This window comes from Psychroserpens sp. S379A, from assembly GCF_049800755.1.
In the GTDB taxonomy this organism is placed as follows: domain Bacteria; phylum Bacteroidota; class Bacteroidia; order Flavobacteriales; family Flavobacteriaceae; genus Psychroserpens.
Map to the genome: position 1 here is coordinate 66,903 of NZ_JBNAFQ010000006.1, position 23,008 is coordinate 89,910.

Consider the following 23,008-nt stretch of genomic DNA (forward strand, 5'->3'; position numbering starts at 1 on the left):
TTCAGTTTTTCCAAGTAAAAACGGTATTGAAACAAAAATCAATCAAATGAAAAATATATGTATACTAGCGTTACTACTTGTAACGAGCTTTACTAGTGCTCAAATTACAGTTCAAGGTATCGTAAAAGATAGTATTGGGTCACCTCTTGAGTTAGCAAATGTTATTGCAATCAATAAAGCGACCAAGGCTATGGCTTCCTATGCCATTTCTAATGATAAAGGTCGATTTAAATTAGATTTAGATAAAAATACAACCTATACAGTTCAAGTGAGTTATATTGGTATGAAAACGCTTTCTGAAGAGCTAACTACCAAAGAAGATAATATCGCAAAAGATTATACACTTCAGTATGATAATGCACTTGATGCTGTTGAGCTTACTTATGAAATGCCTGTAACAATTAAAGGAGATACTTTGGTGTATAACGCAGATTCCTTTAAAGATGGATCAGAACGAAAACTTGAAGATGTCTTAAAAAAACTTCCAGGTGTAGAAATTAATGACGACGGACAAATTGAAGTTGAAGGTAAAGTCGTCAATAAACTCATGGTTAATGGTAAAGATTTTTTTGATGGCGATTCAAAATTAGCAACAAAAAATATTCCATCTAATGCAGTAGATAAAGTACAAGTGTTACGAAACTATTCCGAAGTTGGTCAGCTTAGAGGCGTTCAAAATAACCAAGATAATGTTGCAATAAATATCAAACTAAAAGAAGGAAAAGAGAATTTCTGGTTTGGTGATGTGACTGCTGGAACTGGTGTAGCTACAGATGATGAGTTATACTTATTTCAGCCAAAATTATTTTATTATAGTCCCAAATACAGTATTAATGTTATTGGCGACTTGAATAATATTGGAGAACCAGCATTAACCAATCGAGATTTGAGAAATTTTGGAGGCGGATTTAGATTGCCTAGTCAAAGCAGTGGAACTAGTATTAATTTAGGAGATAATGGTCTTAGCGGATTGACCAATCTTGGAAATGCTCAAGAAATTGAATCTAAACTTGGAGCCATGAATTTTAGTTATGCTCCAAATAAGGCATTAGACCTTAGTGGCTTCTTAATTTATAACAGTACTCGTTTACGAACACGTGAAGAAAGTTTTGTAAGATATATTGATCCAGATTTAGGAATTCCAAACGAAGAAACGGTTCAAACAGGTAAAGAAGCTTCAGATCAAGGTTTGGCAAAGTTAAGTGCATCGTACAAACCAAATTTCAATAATCAGTTAGATTACGATATTTTAGGTCGAATTTCAAGCGATTCTGAACAACAAAATGAATCTTCGTCTGTTGTTGGAAATACAAATCAGTTAAGAGAAGTGAAGCCATTTAGCATCAACCAAAATCTTAATTATTATTATACGTTAAGTGAAAAAAATATTTTTGCTTTAGAGGCACAACACTTAATAAAAGATGAAGATCCATTTTATAATGCGTTGCTCGTTAATGATCCAACAAATAATAATGATGCACCTCAAGATCAAGATGCTTTTGATAATACAGCTTTAGCCTTAGGACTTAATAGAGATCAGTTTGGATATAATCTTAATCAAGACAGACGTATCAAATCAAATCAATTAGATGCTAAACTAGATTACTATTACATCTTGAATAAGAAAAGTAATATTAATCTAACACTAGGAACAATCTTAAGCAATCAAAAGTTTAACTCTAACATTTTTCAGTTTTTAGATGATGGCTCATTTTTCGATCCAGTTGCAACACTGTTAGATGATGATGGTAATTTGTTATCAAATGAAAATGATACAGAATACAATTTTAGTGATGTGTATTTAGGGTTTCGTTATAGACTTAAAACAGGAAAGTTTACCATTACACCTGGATTTTCATTACATTCATACGGAAACAAAAACACGCAATTTGGTGTAGAATATAAAGACAATTTCTTTAGAGTTATGCCAGAATTTGAAACCCTAATTCAATTTAAAAAGAGCGAAAGCTTAACCTTTACTTATAACATGACCAATGCATTTACAGATGTAACAAGCCTTGCCGAAGGATTGGTTTTAAACAGTTTTAGTAGTATAGGTTATGGTAATCCTGAACTTCAAAATTCGCTGTCACATAATCTGAGTTTACGATACTTTAGTTTCAATCTATTTAATTATACCAATGTATTTGCGTTTGCAAATTATAGCAAAAACATTGATCAAATTAGAAGTACCACCAATTTTGATAATGTCATTAGAACGAGCTCTTATTTCAATTCCAATTTTGCCGATGAATCTGCAAATGTGTTTGGACGCGTAGAGCGAACCTTTAAGAAAATTAGAGCGCGACTTGGAGCGCGTTTTTCGTATGCAAAACAAAATCAGTTTGTACAAGGAAGAAAAACAGTTAGCGAAAGCTTTTCGCATAGTTATACTCCAGAATTACGTACCAATTTTAGAAAAGCACCAAACGTACGTTTAAGATATACGTATTCAATCACAAACAACGATCAAGGTTCTACATCAACAGAGTTTGTTACCAATTCACCTTCCGTAGAATTTGATGCTTACCTATGGGATTCGTTAACACTCAGAACAGATTATACCTATACCAATCAAGATGATGGTGTAAGACCATCGCAATCTTTTCAAACTTGGGATGCAAGCTTAGCATACCGAAAAAATAAAGATGCCAATTGGGAATTTGAAGTAAAAGCTACCAATTTATTAGATATCGATTCTAAAGTTAATAACAGCGCAGGAAATATTTCGGTGTTTAGCTCAGAAACGTTTATACAACCAAGATTTGTAACCTTTAGAGTGATTTATTCGTTATAAAATTTAGGGCGTTTCCAACCTACGTTAAAACTTCGGTTGGTCAGGCTATTCGTTTTATCTTTTTGTCGTGTCACCTTGAGCATTGATGAAATGAAAATATATTTTTATTGAAAGCACACAACGAAGTTGACGAAAGGTCTTTAACATAACAAAAAGGATACCACTACTATCCTTAACGCAAACAAAAACCCTTCTCAATTTGAGAAGGGTTTTTTTATAATTTATTTAATGGAACTTACAATCCAAAAGCGTCTTTTACTTTATCGACGTAATCTAATTTTTCCCAAGTAAATAATTCAACATCCATAGTTTTAGGAGCTCCATTTGGTTGCTCAAAAGTCTTACTTACCGTTTCAGAATCTCTTCCCATGTGTCCATAAGCCGCAGTTTCGCTATACATTGGCTGACGTAATTTTAAGCGAGATTCAATAGCTGCTGGTCGCATATCAAAGATGTCAGCAATCTTTTCAGCAATTTCACCATCTGTTAAATTAAACGGACAAGTTCCATAGGTGTCTACAAAAATAGACGTTGGTTTAACAACACCAATGGCATAACTCACCTGTACTAAAATTTCGTCACAAATACCTGCTGCAACCATGTTTTTTGCAATGTGTCTTGTAGCATAAGCAGCACTTCTATCAACTTTACTTGGATCTTTTCCAGAAAATGCACCACCACCATGAGCACCTTTTCCTCCATACGTATCTACAATAATCTTACGACCTGTTAAGCCAGTATCTCCATGAGGTCCACCAATTACAAATTTTCCTGTCGGATTAATGTGATAGGTAATATCATCATTAAATAGTACCTGAATGTGTTCTGGTAGTTTTGCAACGACTCTCGGAATTAAGATTTCAATAATATCTTTTCTAATTTTTGAAAGCATTGCTTCGTCTGTCCCAAAGTCGTCATGCTGTGTAGATACTACAATGGCATCAATACGTTGAGGAACATTATCATCACTATATTCAATAGTAACTTGACTTTTAGAATCTGGACGTAAATAGGTAATGTCTTTGTTTTCTCGACGTAAGTCTGCCAGTTCTTTTAAAATACGATGTGATAAATCTAAAGCCAAAGGCATATAATTATCAGTTTCTTTAGACGCATAACCAAACATCATGCCTTGGTCACCTGCACCTTGTTCTTCTTTAGATTCACGATCTACACCTCGATTAATATCTTCAGATTGTTCATGAATAGCAGAAAATACACCACAAGAATTGCCATCAAACATGTATTCACTTTTTGTGTAACCAATTTTATTAATGGTATCACGAGCAATTTTTTGAACGTCTAAATAGGTGTTCGATTTTACTTCACCTGCTAAAACCACTTGACCTGTAGTAACAAGTGTTTCACATGCTACTTTCGATTCGCTATCAAAAGCTAAAAAATTATCTATTAATGCATCACTAATTTGATCTGCAACTTTATCTGGATGACCTTCTGAAACACTTTCCGAAGTAAATAAATATGGCATATAATTTATATTTAATGGTTTTAGAAAAAAATGAGATTGCTTAATCGCTAGAGAAGTTAAAAAAAACCAACTGCTTTAGCATTTTTATTATTCTGAATTCATTTCAGAATCTGTTATTTTCAAACAGGTACTAAAACAAGTTTAGTACTAGAGGTTGCAATCAGGACAAATTTTTCCTCTTTTTTATCGAGGACAAAAGTACGTATAATATTGAAACTAGAAAACATAACAATTAAATGGAAATGAAAACAAATTAAATTGGTATTAGAAGTTTTAAAATAAACCAATGAGTTGTTAAATAGTTCTTTGTTGAATCTTAACAATTTGTTTGAAATATGCTAATGATAAAGATAAAGTAAAACTCTAATCTTGCAGTGTAAAACTAAACCTACAACACAATGAAAAAGTATAAACTAGAACTAATATTTTTCTTTAAACTATTAGTGCTTACGATGGCTTCTTTAGTATTGACAATATTATTGAAAGTATAGTTTTCTCCAACGACATGGATTAAAAAGATCATACGATTAGACTTAAATTCTATTTTAGAAATCCTTATTTAAACTGTACTTTTGCAGCATTAAAATATTAGAATAGTAAGTCATGCAAACATCAAAATTAGCTGAAGGTTTAAAGGGTTCTGAAATCATAAAAATTGCAGGAGAGGTTAATGCCCTTAAAGCACAAGGAGAAACGATTTATAACCAAACTATTGGAGATTTTGATGCGAGTATTTTTCCTATTCCTCAAGAATTAAAAGAAGAAATTGTATCGGCTTACAATAATAACCACACGAATTATCCTGCGGCTAATGGTATGGAAGTGCTTCGTGAAAGTGTTTCTGAATATTTATCTAAAAGTCTTGGTTTAGACTATTCTAAAAATGAGATTTTAATTTCTGGAGGTGCTCGGCCTTTGATTTATGCAGTGTATCAAACCATTTTAGATGTAGATGATACGGTTTTGTATCCTGTGCCTTCTTGGAATAATGATGCCTATACCTACTTGGCAAGAAATAAAGCTGTTATCGTTGAAACAAAACCTGAACATAAGTTTATGCCAACGGTTGAAGATCTTAAACCTCATATTCAAGAGGTGAATTTAATAGCATTGTGTTCTCCTTTAAATCCAACAGGAACAACGTTTGATAAACAAACTTTAACTGAAATTTCTAAACTTGTAGTAACTGAAAATCAACGTCGATTAGAAGAAAACATAAAACCTCTATATGTGTTGTACGATCAAATTTATTGGCAATTAACCTATGGGCATACAAAACATTATAATCCTGTTGAGTTGGTGTCAGAAATGCGTGATTACACTATTTTTATAGATGGTATGTCTAAAGCATTTGCTGCTACTGGAGTTCGTGTAGGTTGGGCTTTTGGACCGACTCATGTGATTAATAAAATGAAAGCTATGTTAAGTCATATTGGAGCTTGGTCACCAAAGGCAGAACAAATGGCTACAGCTTCATATTTACGTCAGACTAATGCAGTGACTTCATATTTGGAGCATATTAAAAGCGAATTAGATTTTAGATTGAATCGTTTTTATGATGAATTTCAACTCCTTAAATCTAAAGGGTTTCCAGTAGATGCCATCGAGCCTGAAGCAGCGTTGTATTTGACAGTACAATTTGATCTTATAGGTAAGAAAACTTCAGAAGGAAACACACTAACAACAATTCAGGAAGTTACAAGCTATTTACTTCAAGAGGCTAAACTTGCTATTGTACCATTTTATGCTTTTGGAACATCGCAAACCTCTAATTGGTTTAGGTTATCTGTTGGGACTTCTAAAAAAGAAGACATTGATACCATTTTTGAACTATTAAAAAAGGCCTTAGCTAATTTATCGTAAAGCGTTTAAATTATTCTGTTACTTTTGCTTCAGATTAAAATACATGAAACTTTACCTAGCGATTTTTATTTCCCTTTGTTGTGGATTACTATTTTCACAAGATGAAAATCATAACAATTTTTCATTAGATGCCAGTCTATTTTATGGCACAATCTTAGAACATAATCCAGATATTGCACATTTAATTACAGACCATCCTACAGGTTTTATATTAAGCTACAATAAAAAAACCTATGGTTTAAATGCTTGGGAAAGTAGATTTAATTATCCAGATTGGGGTTTTTCATTTATTTATCAAGATATGAAAAACCCTGTTTTGGGAGAAAATTATAGTGTATATGCACATTACAATTTTTATTTTCTTAAACGAAACCTCAATTTAAGAATCGGACAAGGTATAGCTTACAATACCAACCCTTATGATAAAGAAACCAATTTTAAAAATAATGCCTATGGTTCGCATTTGTTGAGCACAACCTATTTGATGCTTAACTATAAAAAAGAAAATATATTTAAGGGTTTTGGTGTGCAAGCTGGTATTTCAGTTATTCACTATTCTAATGCTAATTTTAAAGCACCTAATACATCTACAAATTCATTTGTGTTTAACTTAGGAACAACGTATTTGTTCGATCATGAAAATGAACCAGAATATATTCCATTAACTGAAGACAAGAAATTCACAGAGAAAATAAAATACAATTTAGCGTTTAGAACTGGTGTTAATGAAAGTGATGTTATTGGTGTAGGTCAATTTCCGTTTTATATCATTTCTGCCTATGCAGATAAACGTTTAAATAGAAAAAGTGCCATTCAAGTAGGAGCAGATGTGTTCTTTTCTAAATTTTTAGAAGAACTCATTTATTATTACTCTGTGGCATTTCCAGAATTGGGTGTGAGTGGTGATGAAGATTGGAAACGTGTAGGTGTTTTTGTTGGTCATGAGTTGTTTGTCAATAAAATGTCTATCATCACACAATTGGGTTATTATGTGTATTATCCTTACGATTTTGAAGGACGTGTTTATAATAGAATTGGTTTGAAACGTTATGTTGGCGACACTTTTTATGGAGCGATTACTTTAAAATCTCATGGAGCCAAAGCTGAAGCTGTAGAATTTGGAATAGGAGTTAGATTATGAAAAACTTAGTATACATCCTTTTAGTAATTGTATTGTCATCTTGTAATAACGAAGATGCACCTAATTGTTTTCAAAATTCAGGAGATATCATTCAAGAGGAATTTGTAGTAAGTGATTTTACTAAAATCACTGTGTTTTCTAGAGTTGAACTTATTGTTAAGCAAAGCAATACTCAAAGTGTTATTGTTGAAACAGGTGAGTATTTACTTAACGATATTGAAGTAAAAGTAGAAAATAATAGGTTGTCAATTATTAATAATAATGCCTGTAATTTAACACGAGATTATAGTTTAACTAAAGTATATGTTAGTGCTCCAAACCTTACCGAAATAAGAAATGGTTCGGGATTAACAGTTAGTAGTGATGGTATTTTAGCTTTTGATAACTTAAAATTAATCTCTGAAGATTTTAATGCTGAAGGTGATGTAAATTCTGATGGAGATTTTAATGTCAAGGTAGATTGTGCTGCGTTAGATTGTGTGGTTAATAATTTGTCATCTATGTTTATAAGTGGTCAAGTAGACGATTTATTTATTGGGTATTATTCTGGTGACGCACGTTTTGAAGGCAGACATTTAATCGCTCAGAACATTGAAATATTTCAACGTAGTAGTAACGATATGATTGTCAATCCGCAACAATCTCTTATAGGTGAAATTAGAAGCACAGGAGATGTGATTTCAGTTAATACACCACCAACAGTTGAGGTTGAAGAATTTTATACTGGTCAACTTATTTTTGAAAACTAATAGTTTTTTTTGCCTACAGCCTACATAATCAAGACGTTAATTCTCTAAATAAGCTTTCTAAACTTGCATTTTTTTGATTTAATTGAAGAATTTTTAATTCATTGTCATGTGCAAAATCAAACACATGAGAACGCATGTCTTCAGTAGTTGAAAAGGTAACTTCATAAATAAAATCATGCGTATTAGTTACAGATTTGGCATGTGGTAATTTTAATAAAAAGGCATCTTCAACTCTATAGTCAAATTCAACAATTACCGTTTGTTCTTGGTCATCACGTAAATCTTTTAGCTTTTTATCGGCTACAATTTGTCCTTTATTTATAATAATAACACGATCACAAATAGCTTCTACTTCTTGCATGATATGCGTTGATAAAAATACAGTTTTGTCTTTGCCAACGGTTTTTATTAAATGCCTAATATCTATTAGTTGATTAGGGTCAAGTCCAGTTGTTGGTTCGTCAAGGATTAAAACATTGGGTTCGTGTAATAATGCATTGGCTAATCCAACGCGTTGACGATAACCTTTAGATAGTTGTCCGATTTTTTTATGAGCTTCAGGAGTGAGTCCTGTAAGATCAATAACATCATTTATTCGCGCTTTAGATACCTTATACACATTAGCATTAAAGGTTAAATATTCTTTAACATACATCTCGAGATACAAAGGATTGTGCTCTGGAAGGTACCCAACACTGTTTTGAACGTTTTGTTTGTTTTCTAGAACGTCAAAATTATTAACTTTTACTTGGCCTTCAGTAGCATTGATATAGGTTGTTAGTATTTTCATTAAAGTAGATTTTCCTGCGCCATTCGGACCTAAAAAACCTACAATTTCACCTTTGCTCACAGTAAAGGATATATCATCTAGCGCTTTTTGTTCGCCATAAACTTTAGAAATGTTTTCAACTTCAATAGACATATATTAATTGTATTTGTTCAAAAATAGTAATTATAACCAATGACAGGCTTGAAATCTATAATTCTTTAAAGCAGATATTTAAAAATAAAGGCTAACAATTTTGATTTCCTAAAATAATAATTACTTTAGCAACTTAATAAACGACATGAATACTATAAATCGTACATATTATAACTGGTTTTATTTCTTTTTTAGCTAAAAGAGAGAGATGTTGTATGTATAATTTATAATTATAAATTTAATATGAGTCTCGATGAAAATCGGGACTTTTTTTTGTGAAATGTTATCTTGAGAAGTAAAATGAATTCAAAATAAAAAGTTGAATACATTTCGAATGTATTTCGAGATTTCATAAGATTAGTAAAGTAAGTTTGATAACATCAGTAGCTATACAAGGAATAAAAGGATCATTTCATCATATTGTGTCACAACAATTTTTTGATGAAACGGTCAGCATATCTGAAAATCTCACATTTGATGGTGTAGTAGATAGTGTATTAAATACGGAACACAGTGCAGCAATTATGGCAATTGAAAATTCAATAGCTGGCTCAATCATTCCAAATTATGCTTTAATAGACAACTATAATTTGCATATTGTAGGTGAACATTATTTAGATATTCAACATCATTTAATGGCATTGCCAAATCAAACAATAGATGATATTAAAGAAGTTTACTCTCATCCAATGGCATTATTACAATGCAAAACTTTCTTCAAACAGTTTCCACATATAAAGCTTATTGAAGATAAAGATACAGCCGAAGTTGCACAACGCATACAGAGTAAACAATTAAAGCACGTAGCTGCAATTGCATCGCAATTAGCTGCTGAGTTATTTGAGCTTCAGATTTTGGCTGAAAGCATACAAACAATAAAACATAATGAAACACGATTTTTTATTGTCAAGACTAAAAATTCTGAAGTTCTAGAAAAAGACATTAATAAAGCATCAATAAAGTTTGAATTAGACCATAAAAGAGGAAGTTTAGCAACTATTTTAAATGTATTAAGTGATTGTAAGCTAAATTTAACAAAGATACAATCGCTTCCTAAAATTGAAACCCCTTGGAAATATGCTTTCTTCGTTGACGTCACTTTTGAGATGTATAGCGATTTTAAAAAAGCAAAATCTATTATAGAAATTATGGCTCAAGATTTTAAAGTATTGGGAGAATACAAAAATGCAAGATTATGATACCAATAGCTAACCGATTACAAAATGTTGAAGAGTATTACTTTTCAAAAAAACTCAGAGAGGTTAATTTACTTCAAACACAAGGAAAACCTATTATAAATTTAGGTGTTGGAAGTCCAGATATGAATCCTCCAGAACGTGTATTGAATGCACTAGTTGAAACGTTTAATGAAGATGGAGCGCATAAGTATCAAAGTTATCAAGGTATTCCAGAATTAAGAGAAGCTATAGTTGGGTTTTATAAGAAAAATTTTAATGTGCCTTTAAGTCCGTTAACCGAAGTGTTACCACTTATGGGAAGCAAAGAAGGAATTTTGCATATTTCTCTAGCATTTTTAAATGAAGGTGATGAGGTGTTAATTCCAAATCCAGGTTATCCAACTTATAAATCAGTTACAAATTTGGTTGGAGCTATACCTGTGTTTTACGATTTAATTGAAGATAATAATTGGTTTCCAGATTTAATTGCATTAGAAAAAAGAGGTGTCGAAAAAGTAAAAATAATGTGGGTAAACTATCCACACATGCCAACAGGAACACAGGCAACTAATAAATTATTTGAAGATTTAATCACCTTTGCAAAGCGTAATGATATTTTAATTGTAAACGATAACCCTTACAGTTTTATTCTTAATCGCTATCCGAGAAGTATTCTAAAATATAAAGATGCTAAAGCGGTTTGTTTAGAGCTTAATTCTTTGAGTAAAACTTTTAATATGGCTGGTTGGCGTGTTGGCATGTTATTAGGAAAATCAGAATATATCAAAGCTGTATTGCGTGTAAAAAGCAATATGGACTCTGGCATGTTTTTAGGCATTCAAAAAGGCGCAGTCGAAGCCTTAAACTGTTCAGATATGTGGTATATGAGCTTGAATAGCGTCTATGAGCAACGTCGACAAATTGTTTGGAAAATAGCAGATGCACTTAAATGTACCTACGATAAAAATGCTTCAGGATTGTTTGTTTGGTGCAAATTGCCAGACCATTTTAACTCTGAAGAGTATATCGATTTGATATTAAAAGAACGCTCTGTGTTTATCACACCAGGAACGGTTTTTGGCTCAAACGGAAAAGGATACATTAGAATATCACTGTGTGCACCTCAAGATAAATTAGAAGAGGCTTTAAAGAGATTAACATAAGGTATGAACAATATATACATTATAGGAGTTGGATTAATTGGAGGAAGCTTGGCATTAGATATCAAGTCTAACTATAAGCATGCTAAAATCTTTGGGATAGATACTAACGATTCGCATTTAGATGAAGCATTAGACCTTAGTATCATTGATCAAAAGGCAACTTATACTGATTTGGTAAATGCTGATTTAGTCGTGTTGTCTATTCCTGTAGATAAAGCCGTTTTAGAGTTGCCTAAAATATTAGATGCTATTTCAGACACTACCTTGGTTTTAGATGTAGGTTCAACTAAAAACCCAATTTGTAAGGCCGTAAGTACTCATAAGAATAGACGTAATTTTTTAGCCACACATCCTATTGCTGGTACAGAATTTTCGGGGCCAAAAGCCGCAATTCATAAGTTGTTTCAGACGAAGACCAATATCATTTGTGAAGTTGAAAAAACAACATTCAAACTTCAAGAGAAAGCTATGCAACTATTTTCTAATTTAGGTATGCGTATACGATATATGAATCCTGAAGCTCATGATAAGCATATAGCTTATGTGTCACATTTATCACATATAAGCTCATTTATGTTAGGGAAAACTGTCATTGAAAAAGAAAAAAATGAACGTGATATTTTTGATATGGCTGGAAGTGGTTTTGAAAGTACAGTACGTCTAGCTAAAAGTTCTCCAGCAATGTGGACACCCATTTTTAAACAAAACAGCGCTAATGTTATCGAAACACTTGAGGAGTATATTAATAACTTAAAACAGTTTAAAACGTTGATGGAATCTGATGATTTTGATGAGATATTCAACGAAATGCAAAATACAAATCATATAAAAAGTATTTTAAACGGAATTGCATAGAAAAGATTATGAAAAATAAAAAGGAAATGAGAACATGGTTAGATGATTTAGGATTAAATCATCCTTTAGTGATTGCTGGACCATGCAGCGCTGAAACCGAAGAACAAGTTTTAAAAATAGCACACGAGCTAAAAAATACTGATGTTAGTTATTATAGAGCAGGAATCTGGAAACCTAGAACACGACCTGGAAATTTTGAAGGTGTTGGTGCTTTAGGTTTAAAATGGTTACAAAAAGTAAAAGAAGAAACTGGACTTAAAACCGCAACTGAAGTTGCGAATAGAAACCATGTAGAATTAGCTCTTGAGCATGATATCGATTTGTTATGGATTGGCGCACGTTCCACAGTTAGTCCATTTATTGTTCAAGAAATTGCTGAAGCCTTAGAAGGAACAGATAAAATTGTATTGGTAAAAAATCCAGTCAATCCAGATTTACCACTGTGGCTTGGTGCTATTGAGCGTTTGGCCTCTTCAAATATTAAACATTTAGGAGCCATACATAGAGGATTCTCAACGTATGAAAAATCTAAATACAGAAATAATCCAGAATGGCAAATTGCTATTGAGTTACAAACTAGGTTTCCAGATTTACCATTAATTAATGACCCATCACATATTACTGGAAAACGCGACATGATTTTTGATGTGTCTCAAACGGCTTTAGATCTTAATTTTGATGGACTTATGATTGAAACACATACAACGCCAGATAAAGCATGGAGTGATGCAGCTCAGCAAGTTACACCTGAGCGTTTAGTACAAATCATGACCGATTTAAGAATTAGAAAAGAAACCGATCCTGAAGCAGAATACAATAATGAAATCAACAATTTAAGAGCTCAAATAGATGTTGTCGATAACCAATTGATTGAGTTGTTAGGGAAACGAATGAAAGTTGCTGATGATATCGGAAAACTTAAAAAGCGTAAAAATGTTGCTGTTTTACAAAGTAAACGATGGAATGAAATTTTAGGAAAAATGGTTCTTGAAGGAAATGAAAAAGGACTGAGTGAAGAATTCATCTTACGATTGTTTAAAGCCATTCACCAAGAGTCTATTAATCATCAAGAGAAAATTATCAATCATTAAAAATAGTATCAAATACACTTCAATCTGGTTAATAGAAATTAAAATTGTTACTTTGCTTATTATTACTTTAAATGACAGGAACCGTTTATAAATCTACAGGAAGTTGGTATACCGTTAAGACAAATCTTGGCGCAATATATCAATGTAGAATAAAAGGAAAGTTCAGATTAAAAGGTATAAAAAGTACCAACCCAATTACAGTAGGTGATATTGTCGATTTTGAGTTAGAAACCAACAATGATACCACAACAGGTGTGATTAATACCATTCACGATCGTAAAAATTATATCGTTCGGAAATCGGTTAATTTATCTAAGCAAACTCACGTGATTGCCTCTAATATTGATCAAGTTTTTTTGCTGATTACAATTAACAATCCTCCAACATTTACAAGCTTTATTGATAGGTTTTTAGTCACTGCAGAAGCCTATTCTGTGAAAACCATATTGCTATTCAATAAAGTTGATACTTACGACGAATCAACACTAGATGAGGTAAAATATTTGGCTCATATTTATAGGAAAATTGGTTATGAGTGTATTGGTATTTCTGCAACAACTGGAAAAAATATTGATAAGGTAAAAGCGCTCATGCATGGCAAAGTCAGTATGTTTGCAGGTCATTCTGGTGTAGGGAAATCTACATTAGTAAATGCAATTGAACCTGATTTAGATTTAAAAACTAAAGCCATTTCAACACAACATAGCCAAGGTCAACACACCACAACATTTGCCGAAATGTTTGATTTGAGCTTTGAAGCAAAAATTATTGACACTCCTGGTATAAAAGGGTTTGGAGTTGTAGATATGGATAAGGAAGAAGTTGGTGATTATTTTCCAGAGTTTTTTGAGCTAAAACAATATTGTAAATTTAATAATTGCTTGCATAAAGAAGAGCCAAAATGTGCTGTTAAAGCAGCATTAGATAATGATGAAATTTCCTTTTCTAGATATCGAAGTTATCTTCAAATATTAGAAGGTGAAGATGAGCATTACAGAACCGATAATTGGGAAGAATAAAAATAGTTTTTATACATGAAAGTTGTTGTTCAACGTGTTTCCAAAGCTAGTGTTACCATAAACTCAGAATGTGTTGCTGCTATTTCTGAAGGCATGCTTATTCTTTTAGGTATTGAAAATGAAGATGCTTCAGACGACATTAAATGGTTGTCCAATAAAATTGTCAATCTTCGCATCTTTTCCGATGATGAAAATGTGATGAATCGTTCGCTTAAAGACACTAATGGAGATGCCATTGTTGTCAGTCAGTTTACATTACATGCAAGTACAAAAAAAGGAAACAGACCAAGTTATATTAAAGCAGCAAAGCCTGATGTTGCTATTCCTCTCTATAAAGCTTTTGTTAAGCAGTTAGAATCAGATCTAGGAAAACAGGTACAAACTGGAAGCTTTGGAGCAGATATGAAAGTAGAACTTTTAAATGATGGTCCAGTTACGATTATTTTTGATACTAAAAACAAAGTCTAATTTAGTTTTAAAAAAATGAACATTAAAAACGCTCAAACCGAAGTTGATAATTGGATTAAAGAACATGGTGTTCGCTATTTTAATGAGTTGACTAACATGGCACAACTTACAGAAGAAGTTGGTGAAGTTGCTCGTATTATTGCTCGTAGATATGGTGAGCAAAGCGAAAAAGAAAGTGATAAAGACAAAGATTTAGGCGAAGAATTAGCCGATGTTATGTTTGTTGTGCTATGTCTAGCCAACCAAACAGGAATAAACCTTCAGGAAGCGTTTGATAAAAAAATGGATAAAAAAACGAAACGCGACCATGATAGGCATCACAACAATCAAAAGTTAAAGTAACGATGACTGTTGTGCTTCAAAAATCATCAATCGCTAAGCAAAAATCATCGATCATAATTACAGGTTCTAAAAGTGAATCTAATAGATTGTTATTGCTTCAAGCCTTGTTTCCAAAAATAAAGATCAAAAACCTTTCTAATAGTGATGATACTAAAGTCATGCAATATGCATTAAACACTTCTGAAGGTTGTATAGACATTCATCATGCAGGAACTGCCATGCGCTTTCTTACAGCTTATTTTGCAACTCAAAAAGACAGAAGCGTAATTTTGACAGGTTCGACTCGAATGAAAGAACGACCAATTAAAATTTTGGTAGATGCTTTAAATACTTTAGGTGCAGAGATATCATACATAGAAACAAAAGATTGTCCACCTTTAGCAATCAAAGGTCAAAGATTAATCAAAGATGAGGTGACTTTAAGTGCAAATGTGAGTAGTCAATATATTTCAGCATTATTGCTTATTGCGCCAAAACTCAAAAATGGTTTACAATTAACGCTCGAAGGAAACATTACTTCTAGGTCTTATATTAATATGACTTTAGATTTATTAAACCAAATTGGTGTTAAAACAGAATTTAGAGATAAAGTCATTACTGTTTTTCCAAAAGCATCAATCAATAGTTCACAAACTATAGTTGTAGAATCAGACTGGTCGTCGGCATCCTACTTTTATAGTATTGTAGCCTTGAGTCCAATAGGAACTCAAATATCATTATCATCTTATAAAAAAGATAGTTTACAAGGGGATTCGGCTTTAGTCGATATCTATAAAGATTTTGGTGTAGAAACACGATTTCAAGATAACGCTATAATTTTAGTTAAAACAAAAGCAGATTTAAACCCAAAAACATATAATCTTAACAATTCACCAGATATTGCGCAAACCATTGCTGTGACTTGTTTAGCGCAAGATATAGAATGTCACCTTACAGGATTACATACACTCAAAATAAAAGAAACCGATCGTTTAGCAGCTTTAAAAAATGAAATAGAAAAATTAGGAGGACAAGCTTCTATCACTGAAGACTCATTACACTTAAAAGCTGCTAAAACTTTAAATGAAAATGTATCAATCGATACGTATAATGATCATAGAATGGCAATGGCATTTGCACCTTTAGCATTAAAAATACCAATTCAAATTAATGATGCAGATGTCGTTTCAAAATCGTTTCCGTCATTTTGGGAAGACCTAAAAACGCTCGGATTTAAATTTTCTGAATAAAATCAGCCCATTTACTTGACAAGGCCTACTTTGAGATTGTATATTTGCGACTTGAAAAAAACAAAAATTTTATGAAATTATCACACTTCAATTTTAATTTACCAGAAGAATTATTAGCAGAACATCCTTCAGACATTAGAGATGAAGCTAGGTTAATGGTTTTAGATCGTAAAAATCAAACCATTGAACACAAGCTTTTTAAAGATGTTATCGATTATTTTGAAGAAGATGATGTCATGATCTTAAATAACACAAAAGTGTTTCCTGCACGTTTATATGGTAATAAAGAAAAAACAGGAGCAAGAATTGAAGTGTTTTTATTAAGAGAACTTAATCAAGAACAGCGTCTTTGGGATGTGTTAGTAGATCCAGCTAGAAAAATTAGAATTGGTAATAAACTCTATTTTGGAGATGACGATACATTAGTTGCAGAGGTTATTGATAACACTACATCAAGAGGACGAACATTACGTTTTCTTTACGATGGATCTTACAGAGAATTCAGACATAAATTAACCGAATTAGGCGAAACACCATTGCCAAAATATATTAAGCGTGATGTAGAGCCAGAAGACGAAGAGCGTTACCAAACCATTTTTGCAAAAAAAGAAGGTGCTGTAGCGGCACCAACAGCAGGTTTACACTTTTCAAAACACCTGTTAAAACGTTTAGAAATTAAAGGGGTTCACTTACCAGAAGTGACTCTACATGTTGGTTTAGGAACCTTTAACCCAGTTGAGGTCGAAGATTTGTCTAAGCACAAAATGGACAGTGAAGAAATAGAGATTCTAGAAGGCGCAGCAGATGTAATTAACAGAGGTATTGCAGAAAAAAGACGTGTTTGTGCAGTTGGTACAACAGCAATGCGAACTATTGAGAGTTCTGTGTCTTCAAATGGTACATTAAATGAGTTTTCGGGATGGACTAACAAGTTTATTTTTCCACCTTACGATTTTAGCATTGCAAACTGTATGATTACTAATTTTCATACACCAAAATCTACATTGTTAATGATGGTATCTGCCTTTGCTGGACATGACTTTATGAAGCAAGCTTATGAAGAAGCTGTCAAAGAAAAGTATCGTTTTTACACTTATGGTGATGCGATGTTAATCATCTAAACTAACATTCTATAATATTTACAAAGCCTCGTTTTTAATGAGGCTTTTTTTATTTTGGGCATTCCACTACTTTGCAAAAGCAATGTAGTGTCGTGCTTTCCGCTATATCTTTTACAGCTTACTGTAAAAGGATGCCACTTCAATCACTAATGCAAAACATCAGTTTTAAATTTACACATTATGAGTTATCAAAAATCCTTTCCTTACTTTTGCAGCAGATATGGAAATTAAAAAGAAAGACATACGAGCTTTAACCAAAGAACAATTGCGTGATTTTTTTGTAAGTCAAGGCGATAAAGCATTTCGTGGAAATCAAGTTTATGAATGGTTGTGGAGTAAAAGTGCTCATAACTTTGAAGATATGACTAACATTTCTTTGCAAACTAGAGAAATGCTAGAAGCTAACTTTACCATCAATCATATCAAAGTAGATCAAATGCAACGTAGTGCAGATGGCACCATAAAAAACGCTGTAAAACTACACGACGGCTTAATAGTTGAGTCAGTTCTAATTCCTGCTAAAAATAGAACAACAGCATGTGTGTCTAGTCAGGTTGGTTGTAGCTTAGATTGTAAATTTTGTGCCACAGCAAGACTCAAACGCATGAGAAATCTCAATCCAGACGAAATTTACGACCAAGTTGTTGCTATTGATAAAGAAAGTCGATTGTATCATAACAGACCTTTAAGTAATATTGTGTTTATGGGAATGGGAGAACCACTCATGAATTATAATAATGTTTTAAAAGCTATTGATAAAATCACTTCGCCAGAAGGGTTAGGGATGTCGCCAAAACGTATAGTAGTTTCTACTTCAGGAGTGCCAAAAATGATTAAAAAAATGGCAGATGAAGAAGTGAAGTTTAAACTCGCAGTGTCGTTACATTCTGCAATAGATGAAGTTCGTACATCTATAATGCCTTTTAATGCCACATTTCCGCTTAAAGATTTAAGAGCAGCACTTGAGTATTGGTATGCCAAAACCAAAAACAGAATTACTTACGAGTATGTGGTTTGGGATGGTATTAATGATACTAAAAGAGATGTTGAAGCCTTAATTGAATTTTGTAAATTTGCGCCAAGTAAGGTCAATCTAATAGAATATAACCCAATAGATGATGGTGAGTTTCAACAAGCCAATTCCAAAGCATTAGATATGTATGTGTCTATGTTAGAAGCTAACCGAATTACAGTTACAGTACGACGATCTAGAGGCAAAGATATTGATGCAGCCTGTGGTCAACTAGCCAATAAGTCATAATAAAAAAGAGCTACAATTTGTAGCTCTTCTTTTGATATTAAAAGATGTTAAAACTATTGTTTTAATATCTTGATAGTTTTATTATTACCATTAATAGTCACAGTTGCTAGATAAATACCATCATTTAAACCAGATAAATCAATTACCTCATTTTGACTTGATAATTCTCTAGATATTACATTTTGACCAAGAATACTATACATTTCAATACCATTGAAAGCCATATTAGAAGACTCTAATGTTAATTGATCTGTATTCTTGTTATACGTATAACTAAAGTTATTTGATTCAAACTCATCAACACTTAACGTTTCATCTACAATAATATCTAAAACCATTAATAGGTTAGGAGATCCTGTAGATGTAGCTTTAACTGCTACGTAATAAGCACCATCAGTAGTTGGAGAGAAAGTTTCAAATGCTGTGTAAGCTTGAGTAATCATATCATTTCCTCCAGTATCACCAAAAACACCTGCTTGTGTTATATTAGAATAAGTGCCTAATAAAATTTGTGTTGCTGCAGTAGATGATTGATCATCAACAATATATAGCTCAAAACTTTCATTAGCAACGGTGTTAAAATCAAAAGCATTATAAATAACACTTATAGGATAATCATTTCCTACAGTCATATTAATTTGAGGTGAAAATAACCAATCATCCTTTTCAGTTTCAGTAGCAGCTTGAGGGAACATTACTAAAAAGTTATCTGTAGTTCCGTCACCATCAAGGTCATTAATCCCAGTGTTAAATGTCCAGCTTGGGCTTAAACCATCTATATCTTCAAATTCAAAACAATCTAAGATTGTTTCATCAAGGAAGTTGTTTGTATAGTAAGTAGATATAGCTTCACCAGTACAATCTCTTAAAGTTCTAAATGTAAATGGTCCAATCCAATCACTTTCACCATTGGCACCACCACAATTAGTTCTCATATAAAAGTCATAGCTAGAATTTGGAGATAGACTCATAAATGTATATGGAGAAGACATCACATTTGTGATTAGTGTTCCACCACCACCTTGGGTAAAACCTTCAGCACCTATTTCAAATTCCCAAGTTGGAGTTCCAGAATTAGCATCCATCCAGCTTATTTCAAAAGTAGAAGATGTTAAATCCTCTGCTACTAAATCGGTTGGAATAACACATGAAGGAGTTTGAGACACTTCAACATTATCAACAAGAAGTACAAACTGATCTGTAGAGTTGTTTCTAAATGCAATGTAAATATCTTGACCTGTATAAGCAGATAAATCAAGTTGTAGAGATTCCCAATCAGACATTGCATTAGGTACAGTAAGTAATATGTCTGTAAAATCTGCTACAGCAGTTCCAGTAGTAGATACTCTTACTTCGTAACCATCGGCATAAGTCGCATCTTGAGCTTTAGCATCCCAATATAAAGTTGCGTCAGCAGGTAAATTGATTTGAGGCGTGATTAACCAATCGTCTGAGGTTCCTGCAGGTGTGTACCAAGATGTACTTGCTACTGCGAAATTACCAGCAGGTCCACCATAGTTTCCTCCTCCAGAAGCAGTACCATCTCTGTCAACTTGTATCCATGCATCAGTAAATTCTGCTACAGCAGCATTAGGTGTTAGTCCGTCTACATTATTTAAAGACCATCCTGCAATTCCAGGACCTGAACCGTCAAAGTCATCTTCAAAATAAATTTGACCAAACATTAGACTTGAAGAGAAGACTAACGCTAATAATAAAGTAATTTTTTTCATAAGTGTATAATTTTGATTAATTGATGATAAATATACAAAAAAATAGAGGTTGAACTGTTAAACGTTATTATTTTAACTAATAATTACAGGTATTATAAATCAAGTCTAAGTTAATTAGTAATTTAGCAATTAGATACTTTTACATTGAAAATAACTGAACAAATAAAACAACCTATTGCCTATGAAATGGAACTTTTTGAGCAAAAGTTCTTATTGTCTATGTCAAGTAAGGTTGCGCTGTTAAACAGAATTACGCACTATATTGTAAACCGAAAGGGCAAGCAAATGCGACCTATGTTTGTGTTTTTAGTTGCTAAAATGGTAGATAATGGTCAAGTGAGCGAACGAACGTATAGAGGAGCTTCTGTAATTGAATTAATTCATACTGCCACTTTAGTGCACGACGATGTTGTTGATGATAGTAACAGACGTCGAGGTTTTTTCTCAATTAATGCGCTTTGGAAAAATAAAATTGCCGTTCTCATTGGTGATTATTTATTGTCAAAAGGCTTGCTACTATCAATTGATAATAATGATTTTGACTTGTTAAAGATTATTTCGGTTGCTGTTCGAGAAATGAGTGAAGGTGAATTGCTTCAAATTGAAAAAGCAAGACAGCTCGATATTACTGAAGTGGTTTATTACGATATCATCCGACAAAAAACAGCCACATTAATTGCAGCATGCTGTAGTCTTGGAGCTGCATCAGTTAAGCCTAATTCAAAAGATGTTGATACAATGCGTAAATTTGGAGAACTCATTGGTATGGCATTCCAAATTAAAGATGATTTATTCGATTATGGTGATGATGCGATTGGTAAACCAACAGGAATAGATATTAAAGAGCAAAAAATGACCTTGCCTTTAATTCATGTCCTTAATACGTGTTCAAAAAAAGAAAAATCGTGGTTAATTAACTCGATAAAAAATCACAATAAAGATAAAAAACGAGTAAAAGAAGTCATTGCATTTGTAAAGCAAAATAACGGATTAGAATATGCTGTTAATAAAATGAAATCCTTTCAAAATGAGGCTTTACAACTTCTCGATTCATATCCAGAATCCCAATACAAATCTGCACTACAGCTTATGGTTAATTATGTTATAGATAGAAAAAAATAATTTTTTTCTTCATCAGGCAACCATTTGCATTATTCTTGCGTCTTTATAAATAGAAGACTTAAATAAGCACATTTGAAAGTTATTCAGTTACATAATAATAACACAGCACTTTTAAAAAAGGCAGCTAAAAACAATCGTGAAGCACAACATGAATTATATAAGGTTCATGCGCCTAAAATGTTAAGCGTTTGTAGATATTATATAAAGGACATTCAAAATGCAGAGTCTGTAATGCTTAATGGGTTTTTTAAAGCGTTTATAAATTTGAAAACCTTTAAGGACAAAGGAAGTTTTGAAGGATGGTTGCGAAAAATAATGGTAAGAGAATCGATTTCTTTTATTAGACAACAAAAACAAGTAGAGTTTCTAACTGAAGATGTATCCATTCCGCATGATTATTCAAATAATATTAATACTGAAATTGAAGTTGCTCAAATTCAGCAGTTAATAGATGAGCTGCCAGAAGGTTATAAAATGGTATTTGTAATGTATGCCATTGAAGGATATAAACATTTTGAAATAGCAAACATGCTAAATATTTCCGAAGGCACTTCTAAATCACAATTATTTAAAGCAAGACAAATGCTTCAGAAAAAAATTAAAGAATTAAATAAAACGAGTTATGGCACCAATTAAATTTGAAGAAAAGCTAAAAGATAAGCTCGAAAATCGAACTTTAACACCATCAGCTGATGCTTGGAGTACTCTTGCAGATAAATTAGATAAAGAAAACAAAAAGAGTAATAACGCTAAGTTTTGGTGGCTTGGTATTGCAGCAAGTATTGTAGGAGTTGTTCTAATAACAACTCAGTTTTATAAAGATAATGCTGATACAAAAGACTTACCTGCTGTTGTTGATACGCAAACAATTCTGCAAAGCGAAACAGAAACAACAAACAAGTCTATTGATGTTATTCCAAATTTTGAATCAAAAACTGAAATCATTAAAGATACTCAAACAAATGTAGCGACTTCAACTTCAGATGCTAAAACTATTGAAGCGAAAAAAACAATTAAAAAAGCAAGTGTAATCACACAACCAGAAATCTCTAAAGAAATTATTGCTTCTAATAATAATGCAAAGTCTAAAGAAGAAAACCAGACGATGATTGAGGCTTTATCACAAGAAGAATTAAAAATCATGGAAGTTGTAGATGCTATAAAACAACTAAAAACAGATAAATCTTCGGTGTCTGATAGAGAAATAGATTCGCTTTTAAAACAAGCGCAAAGAGAAATTTTAAAGCAACGTATATTCGATGAATCACTCAAAACGGTTAGTGCAGAAGCCTTACTTCAAGACGTTGAGGTAGAGTTAGAACAATCGTTTAGAGATAAAGTATTCGAAGCATTAAAATCTAGTTATAATTCGGTAAAAACTGCAGTTGCCGAACGTCGTAACTAATTAAATATCATTAATCAAAAAACGAAGAGTTAAGCTCAACATCAATTAAATTTTAAACAT

Annotated in this window: 20 protein-coding genes; 17 read left to right on the forward strand and 3 right to left on the reverse strand. The window is 32.5% G+C overall.

Annotated features, from left to right (window positions below; all coding sequences use genetic code 11):
• The first annotated feature begins 46 nt into the window (after nt 1–46).
• On the forward strand, nt 47–2,797 hold the full coding sequence (locus tag ACP15M_RS13160) for a carboxypeptidase regulatory-like domain-containing protein (RefSeq protein ID WP_425077667.1): 2,751 nt from the start codon (nt 47–49) through the stop codon (nt 2,795–2,797).
• A 235-nt stretch (nt 2,798–3,032) separates the two neighbouring features.
• Here ACP15M_RS13160 and metK read toward each other — a convergent pair whose 3' ends face one another.
• Nucleotides 3,033–4,286, reverse strand: a complete 1,254-nt coding sequence (metK, locus tag ACP15M_RS13165) for a methionine adenosyltransferase (RefSeq protein ID WP_425077668.1) — start codon at nt 4,284–4,286, stop codon at nt 3,033–3,035.
• Between the two features lie 603 nt (nt 4,287–4,889).
• Between metK and ACP15M_RS13170 the strand changes: the two genes are divergently transcribed.
• From ACP15M_RS13170 to ACP15M_RS13180, 3 genes are read left to right on the forward strand one after another with little or no spacing between them, the layout of a single operon-like run.
• On the forward strand, nt 4,890–6,149 hold the full coding sequence (locus ACP15M_RS13170; protein ID WP_425077669.1) for a pyridoxal phosphate-dependent aminotransferase: 1,260 nt from the start codon (nt 4,890–4,892) through the stop codon (nt 6,147–6,149).
• 43 nt (nt 6,150–6,192) lie between these two features.
• A complete protein-coding gene (locus ACP15M_RS13175; protein ID WP_425077670.1) occupies nt 6,193–7,290 on the forward strand; it encodes an acyloxyacyl hydrolase in 1,098 nt (365 codons plus the stop codon).
• Nucleotides 7,287–8,039, forward strand: coding sequence for a head GIN domain-containing protein (locus ACP15M_RS13180; RefSeq protein ID WP_425077671.1), 753 nt, complete (start codon nt 7,287–7,289; stop codon nt 8,037–8,039). The genes ACP15M_RS13175 and ACP15M_RS13180 overlap by 4 nt, the downstream gene beginning before the upstream one ends.
• A gap of 28 nt (nt 8,040–8,067) precedes the next feature.
• On the opposite strand, the gene gldA is transcribed toward ACP15M_RS13180, so the two are convergent.
• Nucleotides 8,068–8,961: a gliding motility-associated ABC transporter ATP-binding subunit GldA gene (gldA, locus tag ACP15M_RS13185; RefSeq protein ID WP_425077672.1), complete on the reverse strand. Its 894-nt coding sequence runs from the start codon at nt 8,959–8,961 to the stop codon at nt 8,068–8,070.
• A 371-nt stretch (nt 8,962–9,332) separates the two neighbouring features.
• On the opposite strand from gldA, the gene ACP15M_RS13190 reads away from it, so the two are divergent.
• The 10 genes from ACP15M_RS13190 (at nt 9,333) to rlmN (ending at nt 18,688) form a co-directional block, all read left to right on the forward strand.
• Nucleotides 9,333–10,160, forward strand: coding sequence for a prephenate dehydratase (locus tag ACP15M_RS13190; protein WP_425077673.1), 828 nt, complete (start codon nt 9,333–9,335; stop codon nt 10,158–10,160).
• Nucleotides 10,157–11,302, forward strand: coding sequence for a pyridoxal phosphate-dependent aminotransferase (locus tag ACP15M_RS13195; protein ID WP_425077674.1), 1,146 nt, complete (start codon nt 10,157–10,159; stop codon nt 11,300–11,302). Before ACP15M_RS13190 ends, ACP15M_RS13195 begins: the two co-directional genes overlap by 4 nt.
• 3 nt (nt 11,303–11,305) lie before the next feature.
• On the forward strand, nt 11,306–12,157 hold the full coding sequence (locus tag ACP15M_RS13200; protein WP_425077675.1) for a prephenate dehydrogenase: 852 nt from the start codon (nt 11,306–11,308) through the stop codon (nt 12,155–12,157).
• Between the two features lie 8 nt (nt 12,158–12,165).
• Nucleotides 12,166–13,248 (forward strand): chorismate mutase, encoded by a 1,083-nt coding sequence (locus ACP15M_RS13205; RefSeq protein ID WP_425077676.1) that lies wholly within the window; start codon nt 12,166–12,168, stop codon nt 13,246–13,248.
• Between the two features lie 71 nt (nt 13,249–13,319).
• Nucleotides 13,320–14,267 (forward strand): ribosome small subunit-dependent GTPase A, encoded by a 948-nt coding sequence (gene rsgA, locus ACP15M_RS13210; RefSeq protein ID WP_425077677.1) that lies wholly within the window; start codon nt 13,320–13,322, stop codon nt 14,265–14,267.
• 15 nt (nt 14,268–14,282) lie between these two features.
• A complete protein-coding gene (dtd, locus tag ACP15M_RS13215; RefSeq protein WP_425077678.1) occupies nt 14,283–14,735 on the forward strand; it encodes a D-aminoacyl-tRNA deacylase in 453 nt (150 codons plus the stop codon).
• Nucleotides 14,736–14,750: 15 nt separating this feature from the next.
• Nucleotides 14,751–15,077, forward strand: coding sequence for a nucleotide pyrophosphohydrolase (locus ACP15M_RS13220; protein ID WP_425077679.1), 327 nt, complete (start codon nt 14,751–14,753; stop codon nt 15,075–15,077).
• A 2-nt stretch (nt 15,078–15,079) separates the two neighbouring features.
• Nucleotides 15,080–16,306 carry a 3-phosphoshikimate 1-carboxyvinyltransferase gene (aroA, locus tag ACP15M_RS13225; protein WP_425077680.1) on the forward strand — a complete coding sequence of 409 codons (1,227 nt, stop codon included), beginning with the start codon at nt 15,080–15,082 and terminating at the stop codon, nt 16,304–16,306.
• 71 nt (nt 16,307–16,377) lie between these two features.
• Nucleotides 16,378–17,427, forward strand: a complete 1,050-nt coding sequence (gene queA, locus ACP15M_RS13230) for a tRNA preQ1(34) S-adenosylmethionine ribosyltransferase-isomerase QueA (protein WP_425077681.1) — start codon at nt 16,378–16,380, stop codon at nt 17,425–17,427.
• A gap of 220 nt (nt 17,428–17,647) precedes the next feature.
• Nucleotides 17,648–18,688, forward strand: a complete 1,041-nt coding sequence (gene rlmN, locus ACP15M_RS13235; protein ID WP_425077682.1) for a 23S rRNA (adenine(2503)-C(2))-methyltransferase RlmN — start codon at nt 17,648–17,650, stop codon at nt 18,686–18,688.
• Between the two features lie 53 nt (nt 18,689–18,741).
• On the opposite strand, the gene ACP15M_RS13240 is transcribed toward rlmN, so the two are convergent.
• Entirely contained in the window at nt 18,742–20,421 is a 1,680-nt protein-coding gene (locus ACP15M_RS13240; protein WP_425077683.1) for a choice-of-anchor J domain-containing protein, read from the reverse strand.
• Between the two features lie 144 nt (nt 20,422–20,565).
• On the opposite strand from ACP15M_RS13240, the gene ACP15M_RS13245 reads away from it, so the two are divergent.
• The 3 genes from ACP15M_RS13245 to ACP15M_RS13255 all read left to right on the forward strand — a co-directional run bounded on the left by ACP15M_RS13245 (nt 20,566) and on the right by ACP15M_RS13255 (nt 22,948).
• Nucleotides 20,566–21,543 carry a polyprenyl synthetase family protein gene (locus ACP15M_RS13245; RefSeq protein WP_425077684.1) on the forward strand — a complete coding sequence of 326 codons (978 nt, stop codon included), beginning with the start codon at nt 20,566–20,568 and terminating at the stop codon, nt 21,541–21,543.
• 72 nt (nt 21,544–21,615) lie between these two features.
• On the forward strand, nt 21,616–22,179 hold the full coding sequence (locus ACP15M_RS13250; RefSeq protein WP_425077685.1) for an RNA polymerase sigma factor: 564 nt from the start codon (nt 21,616–21,618) through the stop codon (nt 22,177–22,179).
• Nucleotides 22,166–22,948: a hypothetical protein gene (locus ACP15M_RS13255; protein WP_425077686.1), complete on the forward strand. Its 783-nt coding sequence runs from the start codon at nt 22,166–22,168 to the stop codon at nt 22,946–22,948. The genes ACP15M_RS13250 and ACP15M_RS13255 overlap by 14 nt, the downstream gene beginning before the upstream one ends.
• Nucleotides 22,949–23,008 lie beyond the last annotated feature (60 nt).